The 12,419-nt window shown below is 72.6% G+C and carries 13 protein-coding genes; 7 read left to right on the top strand and 6 right to left on the bottom strand.

Annotated features, from left to right (window positions below):
- Window positions 1-113: 113 nt before the first annotated feature.
- Window positions 114-524 (top strand): VOC family protein, encoded by a 411-nt coding sequence (locus AC07FJ_RS13880; protein WP_479048676.1) that lies wholly within the window; start codon window positions 114-116, stop codon window positions 522-524.
- Between the two features lie 22 nt (window positions 525-546).
- Here the strand turns inward: AC07FJ_RS13880 and AC07FJ_RS13875 are convergent, their stop codons facing one another.
- Window positions 547-1,347 carry a DUF2182 domain-containing protein gene (locus tag AC07FJ_RS13875; protein ID WP_479048674.1) on the bottom strand — a complete coding sequence of 267 codons (801 nt, stop codon included), beginning with the start codon at window positions 1,345-1,347 and terminating at the stop codon, window positions 547-549.
- A 114-nt stretch (window positions 1,348-1,461) separates the two neighbouring features.
- On the opposite strand from AC07FJ_RS13875, the gene AC07FJ_RS13870 reads away from it, so the two are divergent.
- Window positions 1,462-2,127: a DUF1326 domain-containing protein gene (locus AC07FJ_RS13870; RefSeq protein ID WP_479048672.1), complete on the top strand. Its 666-nt coding sequence runs from the start codon at window positions 1,462-1,464 to the stop codon at window positions 2,125-2,127.
- 105 nt (window positions 2,128-2,232) lie between these two features.
- On the opposite strand, the gene AC07FJ_RS13865 is transcribed toward AC07FJ_RS13870, so the two are convergent.
- Window positions 2,233-2,673, bottom strand: coding sequence for an SRPBCC family protein (locus AC07FJ_RS13865; protein ID WP_479048670.1), 441 nt, complete (start codon window positions 2,671-2,673; stop codon window positions 2,233-2,235).
- Window positions 2,674-2,870: 197 nt separating this feature from the next.
- Here AC07FJ_RS13865 and AC07FJ_RS13860 point away from each other — a divergent pair, with 197 nt between their 5' ends.
- Complete coding sequence (locus AC07FJ_RS13860) at window positions 2,871-4,160, top strand: hypothetical protein (RefSeq protein ID WP_479048668.1); 1,290 nt, start codon at window positions 2,871-2,873, stop codon at window positions 4,158-4,160.
- Between the two features lie 46 nt (window positions 4,161-4,206).
- Here the strand turns inward: AC07FJ_RS13860 and AC07FJ_RS13855 are convergent, their stop codons facing one another.
- The 4 genes from AC07FJ_RS13855 to AC07FJ_RS13840 form a co-directional block, all read right to left on the bottom strand.
- On the bottom strand, window positions 4,207-5,010 hold the full coding sequence (locus tag AC07FJ_RS13855; protein ID WP_479048666.1) for a putative protein N(5)-glutamine methyltransferase: 804 nt from the start codon (window positions 5,008-5,010) through the stop codon (window positions 4,207-4,209).
- Between the two features lie 153 nt (window positions 5,011-5,163).
- Window positions 5,164-5,646 (bottom strand): MarR family winged helix-turn-helix transcriptional regulator, encoded by a 483-nt coding sequence (locus AC07FJ_RS13850; RefSeq protein WP_479048664.1) that lies wholly within the window; start codon window positions 5,644-5,646, stop codon window positions 5,164-5,166.
- Window positions 5,643-6,296 carry a DJ-1/PfpI family protein gene (locus AC07FJ_RS13845; protein ID WP_479048662.1) on the bottom strand — a complete coding sequence of 218 codons (654 nt, stop codon included), beginning with the start codon at window positions 6,294-6,296 and terminating at the stop codon, window positions 5,643-5,645. The genes AC07FJ_RS13850 and AC07FJ_RS13845 overlap by 4 nt, the downstream gene beginning before the upstream one ends.
- A gap of 77 nt (window positions 6,297-6,373) precedes the next feature.
- On the bottom strand, window positions 6,374-6,961 hold the full coding sequence (locus AC07FJ_RS13840; RefSeq protein WP_479048660.1) for a hypothetical protein: 588 nt from the start codon (window positions 6,959-6,961) through the stop codon (window positions 6,374-6,376).
- Window positions 6,962-7,057: 96 nt separating this feature from the next.
- On the opposite strand from AC07FJ_RS13840, the gene AC07FJ_RS13835 reads away from it, so the two are divergent.
- From AC07FJ_RS13835 to AC07FJ_RS13820, 4 genes are all read left to right on the top strand, one after another.
- A complete protein-coding gene (locus AC07FJ_RS13835) occupies window positions 7,058-8,440 on the top strand; it encodes an aminotransferase class III-fold pyridoxal phosphate-dependent enzyme (RefSeq protein WP_479048658.1) in 1,383 nt (460 codons plus the stop codon).
- A 66-nt stretch (window positions 8,441-8,506) separates the two neighbouring features.
- The gene (locus tag AC07FJ_RS13830; RefSeq protein WP_479048656.1) at window positions 8,507-9,256 is read left to right on the top strand and encodes a GntR family transcriptional regulator; all 750 of its coding nucleotides are present in this window, start codon (window positions 8,507-8,509) and stop codon (window positions 9,254-9,256) included.
- On the top strand, window positions 9,253-11,658 hold the full coding sequence (locus AC07FJ_RS13825) for a dolichyl-phosphate beta-glucosyltransferase (protein ID WP_479048654.1): 2,406 nt from the start codon (window positions 9,253-9,255) through the stop codon (window positions 11,656-11,658). Before AC07FJ_RS13830 ends, AC07FJ_RS13825 begins: the two co-directional genes overlap by 4 nt.
- 79 nt (window positions 11,659-11,737) lie before the next feature.
- Window positions 11,738-12,388 (top strand): hypothetical protein, encoded by a 651-nt coding sequence (locus tag AC07FJ_RS13820; protein WP_361426076.1) that lies wholly within the window; start codon window positions 11,738-11,740, stop codon window positions 12,386-12,388.
- Window positions 12,389-12,419 lie beyond the last annotated feature (31 nt).

Below are 12,419 nucleotides of genomic sequence, written 5' to 3'. Positions count from 1 at the left end.
CACGGTCCGCCCTAGGCGCCGGCTACGGTCACCCGACCAAGTGCCTCCCCGCGTGCGAGCCGGGTGGAGGTGTGTCACAACGGGTGTAAGCCCCCGTAGCCCAGGAGTCCTCCATGCCCTTCGTTCCTTGCCTCAGCGTGTCCGACACGGCCGCCAGCCTCGCCTTCTACAAGAAACTGGGCTTCGACGCCGACTCCAGCACCTCGCGCCCGGGGGACGACATCCACATGCTCCTCCACCAGGGGGAGTTCTGCGCGATGATCTACCGCAACGCCGACCTCAAGCAGTGGCTCCCGGTCCTCAGGGACCAGCCCGTGGGGTTCGCCGGCATGTTCTACCTCGCCGTCGACGGCCTCGACGCCTTCTACGAGAACGCGTCCCGGCACGCCGAAGTCGTCAAGGAGATGACCTCCGACCACACCGGGCAGCGCCTGTTCTACATCCGCGACCTCGACGGCTACGTCATCGGCTTCAACGACAAGGCGGCCCTCCAGGCCAGTGACCTCGGCAAGTACGCCGAGTAGGCCGCTGCCGCGCGGAAACGCGTCAGTGCATGTGCATCGGCTCCTCGGGCACCTGGAGCCCCGGCAGCAGCCCGTCCTGGAACGGTGCCAGCCCGGCCAGCACCAGGAACACCACCCCGACCGCCGTCGAGAACCACGGCCCCAGCCGCCACAGCTTCTCGATGAAGATCACGGCCGCGACCCCCGCCATCGCCGCGATGTTCATGACCCCGAGCGGTACGAGGATCACCATCAGCCCCCAGCAGCAGCCGACGCAGTACAGCCCGTGGTGCGCCCCCACCCGGAGGTCCCGCGCCCCGCGCCGGAACTGCGCGTACCGCATCAGCTGGCCCATCGGGCTCCGGCAGTGCCGCAGGCAGACGTTCTTCAGCGGCCCGAGCTGCTGGAGCCCGGCCAGCAGGAACGCCGTGAAGGCGATCCAGCGCCCCGCGCCCGGGTGGTCGCGCACCAGCTCCCCGGTCGCGGCCAGGGCCCCGTACGCGAGGAGCCCGAAGGCCGTCCACACCAGCAGGTAGCCCGCCACGAAGGCGGCCGTCCGGGCCGCCCGCGTCACGCCCGTCGACTGCCGGCCGATGCCCCGCGCCCAGGTGACCGCCACCGGCGCGACCGAGGGCAGCATCATGGCGGCCATCATCAGCAGCCACAGCAGCAGGAACAGGGGGAGGGCCATCCCCATCGTCCCGGGCTCGACCCCCATGTGGCGGGCCTGCCCCACGGTGAGCACCCATGCCAGGACCGCGATCAGCACCAGCAGCGACCAGGCGATCGCGAGCGCCCGCGGCGGCAGGAGGTTCCCCCGCCGCAGTGGAGGCTCGACGGCCATGCGGCGATGGTGGCGCGCAAGGGTCCTGGAGTGGTTCACGGCGCCCTCCACGGCGGTCCCTTCCAGGGTGCACCCTGGAAGAAGCGGCGGCGCGCGCAGCGAGGAGGTCCGAAGATGGCCGACACCGACACAGCCGTCCCGCGCTGGCACGTCGCCGGGGACTGGTTCGACACCTGCAAGTGCGGCATCCCGTGCCCCTGCTCCTTCGCACAGCCGCCCACGACCGGCGAGTGCGAGGGGATCATGGTCTGGCACATCCGCGAGGGCACCTACGGGGACGTGGTGATCGACGACCTCAACGTCCTGGTCCTCGCGTCCTTCACCGGAAACGCCTGGGCCGAGCACTCCGACGCCTACGCCGCCTTCTTCATCGACGAACGGGCCGACACGGCGCAGCGCGACGCCCTCGAGATGGTCTTCGGCGGTCAGGCCGGCGGCTGGCCCGCCGTCTTCGTCAGCGGCGCCGCCCTGGAGATGCGGGGCATGGAGTTCGCCCCCATCGAGTTCTCGATCGAGGACGACCTGGGGTCCTGGAGCGCCGTTATCCCCGGCCGCGTCGAGGCCCGCGCCGAGGCGCTCACCGGCCCCACGACCCCGGAGGGCGCGCGCGTCCAGGTCACGAACCTGCCGGGCTGCGAGACCGGGCCGGGGCAGCTCGCCACCTGGGGCCGCTCGACCGCCGACCGGGCGGACGCGTACGGCTTCCGGTGGAGCCACGAGGCCGGCCGGTCCAGCAAGCACATCACCTTCGACTGGTCGGGCCCCGACGACCAGAGGTGAGCGAACGGACAGAGCTGAGCGAACGGACGCGGAGCCCGTGCGATGCGCGCCCGGGCCCCGTACCGGTGGTGCCGCGGCCTGCCTGGCCCGCCTACCGTCGCCTGCCTACCGTTCCAGCAGCTCCTTGAGGTGCTGCTCGTTCTTCGGCATCTCGTTCTTCGCGCGAGGGCGTATGACGAGGGGCACGAGCACCTTGCCCATCCCGTGCGACTCGAAGTCGAGGTCGAGCGTCACGCGCGACCGCTCCCCGTCGCCCACCGGCTCGACCGTGCCCTTCACATGGCCACGGACCGGGCCGTCGACGCCGTCCATGCGGAAGCTCCTCGGCGGGTCGAACTCGCTCATCTCCATGGTCATCGGCATCCGCCGACGACCGACCTGCCGGGTCACCATGACCCGCGAGCCCACGCCCACGGGGGCGTCGCCGACCGGGGTGGCCGCGATGGCGCTCTCCTGCCATTCGGGCAGGTGAGTGGGGTCGGTCAGATAGGCGAAGACGTCCTCGGGACGGCGGGCGATCTCGACACTTTCCTTGATCGAGGACATGTCGCCCCCTTTCGGGTGGTTTGTCCTACAGGCAACCCTACTCGGCACTCGGCCCACTCCGGGAAGGTGCTCGAGGCGCTGGACGCGACGGCGCATCCGGTGCTGCTGCGCAGCACGCTCATCGCGGCTGTCCGGGACATGTCCGGGACACGAGGTCCGGGCCCACAGGGCGCCTGGGACGCCTACCGTCCCAGGCCATGGACACAACACGCAGGACGTTACTCCGCGGCCTGGCCGCCGCCCCGCTGGCGGCAGCGGCGGGCGGGCTGCTCGTTCCCGAGACGGCGTTGGCGGCGGCGGGCCGGCAGAAGGTCGAGCGGGTGCCCGGGCCGAAGAGCGGGCCGACGTACGCCGAGGTGATCCGGCAGCTGAACGAGCGCGCCGCCGGAGAGCTGGGCCGGAGGCAGGGGCTCTGGCGGGTCCCGCTCGCCACGCTGCTGGACTCGCCGCCGGAGCGGACCGGGAGGCGGATCACCCGCGTCTCCTACCCGACCGCGGCGCTGCGGCCTCCGGAGAGGCGCGTCCCCCGGCTCGCGCACGGGTTCCAGTGGCATCCCGACGACTTCCTCACCCCGAACTGGCGGCCGCAGGGCATCACCACCAACTACGACGCCGTGGGCGGGCGTCCCGCCCGCAGGGTCCTGATCGTCTCGTGGGACGCCCACAAGGCGGCGCGCCCCGAAGGCACACGCCTGAGCGTGGTCGAGATCGCCTCCTCCGGCGAGGCAAGGTACCGGCATGTGCTGCTGGCGGAACCGGCGCTCGGCGGTGCGGAGGGGCGGGACCCCAGCTTCCACCCCATCCACACGCACGCGGGCGCCGTGGCCTGGTACCGCAACCTGCTGTACGTCGCCGAGAGCGCGGAGGGCCGGCGCGGATTGCGCGTCTTCGACGTCGACAACATCTTCGGGGTCCGCACCGACGCCGCGAGCCAGGGCCGCTTCGGCTTCGAGGACGGCCGGTACAGCGCCGACGGCTACGCCTACGTCATCCCGCAGGTGACCGCGTACCAGGACGTGGACCAGGACGTGGGCCAGGAGGACGGGGACGCCTTCACCTATTCCCAGGTCGCCCTGGACCGGTCCGGCTCCACGCACCGGCTGGTGGTGAGCGAGTACCGCGGGGGCGGGAGCCGGCGGAGGCCGCGCATCGCGCGGTTCGACCTGGACAAGTCGACCGGGCTGCTGGCCCGGCACACGTCGAGTGTCCCGCTGGTGTACACCGGCCCCAAATCGGTGCAGGGCGCGGTCTCCGTGAACGGCACGTACTACGTGACCACGAGCCACTCCGCCAAGGGCAACGGACAGCTGCACCGGTGGCGGGCCCGGCCCCGGACGTGGGAGTTCCCGCCGGGCATCGAGGACGTGAGCTACGACGCGCGGGACAACGTGCTCTGGACGCTGTGCGAGTACGCGAAGGGCGACCAGGAGCCCGGCGAGGACCTGAGCGTCTACAACACCCGTTACGTGTACGGCATGAAGCTGTAGGCGATCCGGCCACCCCGGCCACCCCGGCCCTCCGGGGCCGGGGTGGTCAGGCCCGGGTGCCCATGACCACCGTGGCGTACCGGTCCTCGCAGGTGGCCACCTGGGGCGTGAGCCCGTCGGCGGCGACGATCCCGGCGGCCGTGTCGGCCTGCCGCTCGCTGGTCTCGAACAGCAGGCAGCCGCCCGGGGCCAGCCAGACCGTCGCCTCGGCGGTCACGCGCCGCAGCACGTCCAGCCCGTCCGCGCCGCCGTCGAGCGCGACCCGCGCCTCATGGACCCGCGCCTCGGCGGGCAGGAACGCGACCTCCTCGGTGGGTACGTACGGGACGTTGGCGAGCAGGACGTCGATCCGGCCCCGCAGCGTGCGCGGCAGCGGCGCGTACAGGTCTCCCTCGTAGACCCGGCCCCCGGCCGCGGCGACGTTGCGGCGCGCGCACCGCACGGCGGCGGGGTCGATGTCGGCGGCGTGCAACTCCGCGCCGTCGAGCGCCGCGACGAGCGCCGCGCCCAGCGCGCCGGAGCCGCAGCACAGGTCGACGACCACCGCGCCGGGCGGCGCGAGCGCCTCGGCCCGTTCGACGAGGAACTCGGTGCGGCGGCGCGGCACGAACACCCCCTCGTCCACGGCGTACCGCACGCCACGGAACTCGGCCCAGCCGAGGACGTGTTCCAGCGGGTGTCCGGCGATCCGCCGCTCGACCATCGCGTCGAGCTCCTGCGGCGTGCGCGCGGCGGAGCGGAGCAACTCCGCCTCGTCCTCGGCGAAGACGCACCCCGCGGCCCGGAGGGCGGAGACGACGGTGTCGGGGGCGGCGCCCGTGTGGGCGGGGTCTATGGGGTGTACGGCCATGGGAAAGCCTTTCGAGAGCCGTGGGCGCTCTCGCGGACTGTGTCCCTACGAGCCGTGAGAGGAGAGCACCCGGTCTGACGTGGCGTTAACGGGTCTCACCTCCTTGGTTCCTCGGTCGTCCTGCTGACGAATTCCCCCACCCTACACAAGCGTTCACACGCTGGACGGGCCGCCCGGCGCCGGCTCGTCCGCCACCCTGTCGAGCGCCCGGGACAGCCGCTCCAGCGCCCGCGCGGTCTCGTCGAACGCCTCCTCGCCCAGCTCGGCGGCGAGCCGGGCCGCCAGCTCCGCGTGGCCCGGGTTTATGCGGGCGACGGACTCCCGGCCCAGCTCCGTGGGGGCGAGGAGCTTCGCCCGCCGGTGCGCCGGGTTCGGCTGGTACTCGGCGAGGCCCTCCGCGACCAGCAGGTCGGCGATCCGCTGGACGCTCTGGCGCGTGATGCCCATGGCGCGGGCGATCCCGGACACGGGAAGCGGCTCCCGCAGGACGGCTCCGAGGACCTGCCACCACGCGGCGGTGAGCCCGGCGGGACGGGCCAGTTTCTCCGAGACGGCGAGCAGCTGGCCGTTCAGCCGGAAGACCCCGAGCGCGGTACGGCTGAGGAGCTCCTGGAGGTGCCGTTCGACCGGGGTCACGCGTTCAGCTCCTCGTAGGCGGCGGGGTCCGAGTCGTGGAACAGCCGGTACCAGGCGTCGAGCTTCGCGCCCCCGAACGCGCCCATCCTGCCGAGCACCTCCCGCGCGAACGCCACCGGTTCCGTGGGCCCGGCCGTGATCAGGTCCCCGTCGGTGACGGCGTCCGCCTCGACGTACTCCTCGCCTCCCTTGTAGCCGGTCGCGGCGAGGTAGAAGGGGGCCGCGCTCGTGTGGCGGCGCCCGTCGAGCAGCCCCTCGCGGGCCAGCCCGGCGGTCGCCCCGCATATCGCGGCCACCGGCACGCCCGCGTCCAGGAACGCGCGCGCCTTCGCCGCGAACGGCGCCAGGTCGTCGGAGGTGTCCCACAGGTCGGCGCCCGTGAGGATGAGCAACGCGCTGTCCTCGGGCCGCAGCTCCGCCAGGGCCAGGTCCGGCGTGATGCGCAGACCGCCGATGGTGGTCACGGGGTCCGTGGTGAAACCGACCGTGCGGACGTCGAATCCGCTGCGCGCCAGCCAGGCGGTGGCATGACCGGTCTCCCAGTCGGCGAAGGAGTCGTAGACGGCGAGGTGAACGGTCCTGGTCGAGGTCGCAGTCGAGGTCTCGGACGGATTCTCGGTCGAGGTCTCGGACGAGGTGGTGCCGGTCATGGTGGCCTCCCGTGCGTCGCACGCGTCGCACATTCGTGCGGGCTATGACTACATGCTGTCATCTCGACAGAATGCTGTCAATGAATTTCCGTGGACCCGAGCATCTCGTCCTCGTCGTAGCCCAGCTCGTCCTCGATGCCGAGCTCCACCGCCGCGTTCCACCGCAGCACACCGGGATGGTCGCCCGTGGCCACCGCGTGCAGCACCGCCTGCGCCTCGGCGGTGCCGATGCCCCCGAGCGCGTGGACGCACTTCAGGCTCAGCGCGAAGTACGGCGCGTCCGCGCCCGACTCCCGCCGCCCGTCGATCAGCGCCGCCAGCGCCGGGACGGCCTCCACAGCCCCGATCTCACCCGCGATGTCGACCAGATCCTCAAGGACGCCCCCGGCCCCACCAGCCCCACCCGCCCCACCACCCGCGCCCGACGCGATCACCGGCACCACGACCTCCGCCAGGCCCTCCGGGTGCAGCTCCGCCGCCAGCAGCGCGAACCTGACGAAGCGCGCCCAGGCCCCGGCCCCCGCCAGCACCCGCAGCCACTCCAGCACCTCCCGAGACGCCGCACGCGGCTCGGCCGCCGCCACCTCCGCCGCCTTCTCCCGGCCGATGTAACCGCCCCTCAGCAGGGCGTCGACCTGTTCGACGACCCCCTCGGCACCCCTCACTCCGCCGCCACCCCCGACACCTTGCCGACCCCCGCGCCTTCCGCCATACAAGATGGCCATACCAACCCCCACCAGCACATCTTTACCCTGGGCCGCATGACCCCTCATGCCGATCCCGCCGCCCACGCCGATCCGCAGGCCGGCGCCGCCGTCAAAGCCGCCGACCGCGCGCACGTCTTCCACTCCTGGTCCGCCCAGGGCCTGATCGACCCGCTCGCCGTCGCCGGCGCCGAGGGGGCGTACTTCTGGGACTACGACGGCAACCGCTACCTCGACTTCACCAGCGGTCTCGTCTACACCAACATCGGCTACCAGCACCCCAAGGTCGTCGCGGCCATCCAGGAGCAGGCCGCGAAGATGACGACCTTCGCGCCCGCCTTCGCCATCGACGTACGCTCCGAGGCCGCACGCCTCATCGCCGAGCGCACCCCGGGCGACCTCGACAAGATCTTCTTCACCAACGGCGGCGCCGAGGCCGTCGAGAACGCCGCCCGCATGGCCCGCCTGCACACCGGCCGCCCCAAGATCATGAGCGCCTACCGCTCGTACCACGGCGCCACCTCCACCGCGATCAACCTCACCGGCGACCCGCGCCGCTGGGCCTCCGACACCGCCACCGCCGGTGTGGTCCACTTCTGGGCGCCGTTCCTCTACCGCTCGCCGTTCTACGCCGAGACCGAGCAGCAGGAGTGCGAGCGCGCCCTCCAGCACCTGGAGGACACGATCGCCTTCGAGGGCCCGGCCGGCATCGCCGCGATCATCCTGGAGACCGTCCCCGGCACCGCCGGCATCATGGTCCCGCCGCCCGGCTACCTCGCCGGCGTCCGCGAGATCTGCGACCGGTACGGCATCGTCCTCATCTTCGACGAGGTCATGGCGGGCTTCGGCCGCACCGGCGCGTGGTTCGCCGCCGACCACTTCGGCGTCGTACCGGACCTGCTGACCTTCGCCAAGGGCGTCAACTCCGGGTACGTGCCGCTCGGCGGCGTCGCCATCTCCGCCGAGATCGCCGCCACCTTCGACAAGCGGCCCTACCCCGGCGGCCTCACCTACTCCGGCCACCCGCTCGCGTGCGCGGCCGCCGTCGCCACCCTCCAGGTCATGGCCGACGAGAAGGTCGTCGAGAACGCCGCCCACCTCGGCGAGAACGTCCTCGGCCCCGGCCTGCGCGAGCTCGCCGAGCGCCACCCCTCCGTCGGCGAGGTGCGCGGCCTCGGCGTCTTCTGGGCGCTCGACCTCGTCCGCAACAAGGAGACGCGCGAACCGCTCGTCCCGTACAACGCGACCGGCGAGGCCAACGCGCCCATGGCCGCCTTCGGCGCCGCCGCCAAGAAGCACGGCCTGTGGCCCTTCATCAACATGAACCGCACCCACGCCGTCCCCGCCTGCACCCTGACCGAGGCGGAGGCCAAGGAGGGCCTCGCCGCCCTCGACGCGGCGCTCGCGGTGGCGGACGAGTACACCGAGCACGCACCGTAACGATCTGGAACGCGCCCCCTCCGGCTGGCTTAAGGTGTCCGGAACCGGACGGAGGGGGCCAGAACCATGCCCGCGAGCGGAGGTGTGACCCGCAACACCCTGCGCCAGCAGATCGCGGACGCGCTGCGTGACGAGGTGCTCGCGGGGCGTCTGCAGCCCGGGCAGGAGTTCACGGTCAAGCAGATCGCCGAGCAGTACGGGGTGTCCGCGACACCCGTCCGCGAAGCGCTCGTCGACCTGGCCGCGCAGGGCCTCCTCGACTCCGACCAGCACAAGGGCTTCCGCGTGCACCAGTTCTCGGTCGACGACTACCGGGGCATGGTCGAGGCCCGCGCGCTCATCGTGGACGGCGTCTTCAAGCGGCTCACCGTCCATGTGCACGCCGTGCAGGGCGCGCCGCTGGTGTCCGTGCGCCGGCGCGCCGAGGAGGCCGCGCGGGCGGCGCGCGCCGGGGACCTGGACATCCTCATCGGCTACGACCTGCGCTTCTGGCGCGAGCTCAGCGGCTTCGTGGCCAACCGTTACATCGGCGACTTCCTGCACCGGCTGCGCGTCCAGGCCTGGGTGTTCACCGTGCCCCACCTGCGCGCCGACCGGCGCGCCTGCGACTGGCTGTGGAGCGGCCACGAGGAGCTGGTGAACGCGGTGACGCTCGGCGACCCGGACGCCGTCATGGCCGTGATCGACGCCTACAACGCGCACGCGCTCGCCTGGGCCGACCACCTGGAGGGCCTGGAGCGCCCCGAGCACCGGGACGGACCGGAGCGCCCGGAGCGCCGGGAGCACGTCGACGGCCCGGGCGGTACGCGCCCGTGACCGACCTCAGCGTCGTCGTCCCGGCGTACAACGAAGAAGCCCGCCTGCGTCCCACCCTCGACGCCATCCGCGCCCACCTGACCGCCGACCCCGGCCGCTGGGGCGACTGGGAGGTCATCGTCGTCGACGACGGCTCGACCGACGCCACCGCGCGCGTGGCCCGGGACTTCGCCGCCGAGGAGCCGCGCGTCCACGTCATCACCGGCCTCGGCAACCGCGGCAAGGGCCACGCCCTGCGGCGCGGCGTCCTCGCCTCCTACGGGCGCCGCGTGCTCGTCACCGACGCCGACCTGGCCACGCCCATCGAGGAGCTGGACCGGCTCGACAAGGAACTCACCGCGGAGGGCGCGGACGCCGCCATCGGCTCACGCGCGCACCCCGACTCCCGCATAGAGGTCCACCAGCACCGCCTGCGCGAGTGGCTCGGGCGGATCGGAAACCGGTTCATACGGGCCGTGGCCGTACCCGGCGTACGCGACACCCAGTGCGGCTTCAAGCTCTTCGACGGCGACAAGGCACGCGCGGCCTTCGCCGACTCCCGCCTGGACGGGTGGGGGATCGACGTCGAGATCCTGCGCTTCTTCCGGCAGGCCGGCTGGCCGGTGACGGAGGTGCCGGTGCGCTGGTCCCACCAGGCGGGCTCCAAGGTGGCGCCCCTGGACTACGCGCGCGTGCTGGCCGAACTCGTGACGCTGCGCGCCCGCTCCGTCCGGCGGACGGACCTGGCCGTGGCCGGCCTCTTCGTCCTCGCCTCCATCCTCCTCTACCGGGGCCTGTGGGCGGACCTGGACCGCGCCTACCTGGCCGACGCGGGCCAGGACCAGAACCAGTGGGAGTGGTTCTTCGCGGTCACCGCCGACAACGTCGTCCATCTGCGCAACCCGCTCTTCACCACCGTCCAGAACCATCCGGACGGCGTGAACCTGATGGCCAACACGGTCATGCTCGGCCTTTCCGTGCCCCTGACCCCCGTCACGCTCACCCTCGGCCCGACCGTCACCTGGGCCCTCGTCCTCACCGGCGGCCTGGCCGCCACGGCCTGCTCCTGGTACTGGCTGCTCGCGCGGAGGGTCGTACGCAACCGGTGGGCCGCCGCGACCGGCGCCGCCCTCGCCGCCTTCGCGCCGCCGATGATCTCCCACGGCAACGCCCACCCCAACTTCCTGCTCCTCTTCATGATGCCGGTCCTGATCGACCGGGCCCTGCGCCTGTGCGAAGGGCGGGCGGTCGTCCGCGACGGGGTGCTGCTCGGGCTCTTCGCGACGTACCAGATCTTCCTCGGCGAGGAGCCGCTGCTGCTCGCCGCCGTCGGCATGCTGCTCTTCGCCCTCTCGTACGCGCTCGCGCGCCGCGAGGTGGCCCGGGCGGCGTGGCGGCCCCTGCTGAAGGGCCTGGGCGTGGCCCTGGCGGTCTGCCTGCCGCTGGTGGCCTTCCCCCTGTACTGGCAGTTCTTCGGCCCGCAGAGCTACCACAGCGTCCTGCACGGCCCCAACGCCGGCAACGGCCCGCTCGCCTTCCTGGAGTTCGCCGGCCGGTCGCTCGCCGGGGACGAGGCCACGGCGGACCGGCTCGCCATGAACCGCACCGAGCAGAACGCCTTCTACGGCTGGCCGCTCACCGCCCTCGCCTTCGCCATCGCCGTACGCCTGTGGCGCCGGCCCCTGGTGGAGGCGCTGACCGCCACGGCGGTGTGCGCGGCGCTGCTGTCGCTCGGCCCGCGCGTCCGCGTCCCGTACACGGACGTCGTCGTCCCCGGACCGTGGCGACTTCTCGCCGAGAAGCCGCTCTTCGAGTCGGTCATCGAGTCGCGCGTGGCCATGATCTGCGCACCCGTGCTCGGCATGCTGGTGGCCCTCGCCGTGGAGCGCCTCGCGGCCTCCCGCACCCCTGCGTACCGGATCGCGGGCCTCGCGGCGGTGGCGCTCGCACTGCTGCCGATCCTCCCGACGCCGTACCCGGTGCGCGAACGGGCCCCGGTCCCCGCCTTCCTCGCGTACGGCGCCTGGCGGCAGTACCTGGGGCCCGGCGAGTCGATCGTGCCGGTGCCCCTGCCGGACCCGGGCAGCGCGGACGCCCTGCACTGGCAGGCGCAGACCGGCTTCGGCTTCCCGGTGCCCGGCGGGTACTTCAACGGCCCGTACGGGCCCGAACGGATCGGGATCTACGGCGCCGTGCCGCGCCACACCTCCAACCTCCTGCGGGAGGTGCGCTGGAGCGGCCGCGTCCCGGCGATCGGCCCGCGCTGGCAGGAGCAGGCCCGGGCGGACCTGGCGTACTGGCGGGCGGGCGTGGTCGTCCTCCCGTCGCAGTACAACGAGGGGCCCCTTTACGAGACCGTGTCCAAGCTTCTGGGGCGACCTGGTGAGCGGATCGCCGGTGCGTGGGTATGGGACCTGCACTGAAGCTCCTCAACTCCAACTAGGCTTCCCTGGCTGTCCCGAACTGTCCTGACGTGCCCTTCGTGAGGAGAGCGAGTGTCCCTTGGCCTGTGACCTGTGGTTGGTCCCACTCGTCGACGTGCTGTGCCATAGCCCCGACAACCCCTTCGCGGAAGAGATCGCCGCCTACGACAAGGCGTTGCGCGAGGCGGGCCTGCCGACCGTGCCCGTCTTCGCCTACATGCCCGGCCTGTCGGGCGACGTGGCGCCGGTCGCCGGGTTCGACTACGACGCCCTGCACTTCCTGCGCCGGGCGTACCTGCTGCAGATCTGCGGGCTCGCCGTGACCCCGGTCGACGAACTGGGCGGGGACTACGAGCAGTTGCTGGAGATGTTCGAGTCGACGGCCCAGCAGTCGCACCTGGTGTGGCACTACGACCACGCGGGCGCGTACGTCCCCGTCGACTTCCCCGCGCCGCTGTCCACGGAGGAACTGCTCGCGGGCGGCGGGCCGCTCGGCTCGGCGCAGGGCCTGCTGCGGGAGCTGGAGTACGTCGCCCCCTCGATCGGCATCGACCCGGCGAACCCGCCCGCCGCGCCGCTGCCACCGGAGCGGCCCACGTCGCTGGAGGAGCCGGCGGGGCCGATCCCGTACGACGAGAGCCCCTTCGCGCGGGAGCGGCACGTGTGGCTGGGGCTGCACGCGGCGGCGACGCGGAGCCTGGGGCAGGGTTCGATGATCATCTTCAGCTGAGCGCCGCGCCGCGGTGAGAGCTCCCCGGGAC

Source organism: Streptomyces sp. NPDC045998, assembly GCF_056430285.1.
The sequence above is the reverse complement of the archived record's forward strand: the minus strand, read 5'-3'. Positions and strand labels throughout refer to the sequence as shown.

Bases quoted from the DNA above. Each gene is read 5' to 3' on its own strand.
- AC07FJ_RS13880 (WP_479048676.1), top strand. From the start codon at position 114: ATGCCCTTCGTTCCTTGCCTCAGCGTGTCCGACACGGCCGCCAGCCTC.
- AC07FJ_RS13875 (WP_479048674.1), bottom strand. From the start codon at position 1,347: ATGGCCGTCGAGCCTCCACTGCGGCGGGGGAACCTCCTGCCGCCGCGG.
- AC07FJ_RS13870 (WP_479048672.1), top strand. From the start codon at position 1,462: ATGGCCGACACCGACACAGCCGTCCCGCGCTGGCACGTCGCCGGGGAC.
- AC07FJ_RS13865 (WP_479048670.1), bottom strand. From the start codon at position 2,673: ATGTCCTCGATCAAGGAAAGTGTCGAGATCGCCCGCCGTCCCGAGGAC.
- AC07FJ_RS13860 (WP_479048668.1), top strand. From the start codon at position 2,871: ATGGACACAACACGCAGGACGTTACTCCGCGGCCTGGCCGCCGCCCCG.
- AC07FJ_RS13855 (WP_479048666.1), bottom strand. From the start codon at position 5,010: ATGGCCGTACACCCCATAGACCCCGCCCACACGGGCGCCGCCCCCGAC.
- AC07FJ_RS13845 (WP_479048662.1), bottom strand. From the start codon at position 6,296: ATGACCGGCACCACCTCGTCCGAGACCTCGACCGAGAATCCGTCCGAG.
- AC07FJ_RS13835 (WP_479048658.1), top strand. From the start codon at position 7,058: ATGACCCCTCATGCCGATCCCGCCGCCCACGCCGATCCGCAGGCCGGC.
- AC07FJ_RS13830 (WP_479048656.1), top strand. From the start codon at position 8,507: ATGCCCGCGAGCGGAGGTGTGACCCGCAACACCCTGCGCCAGCAGATC.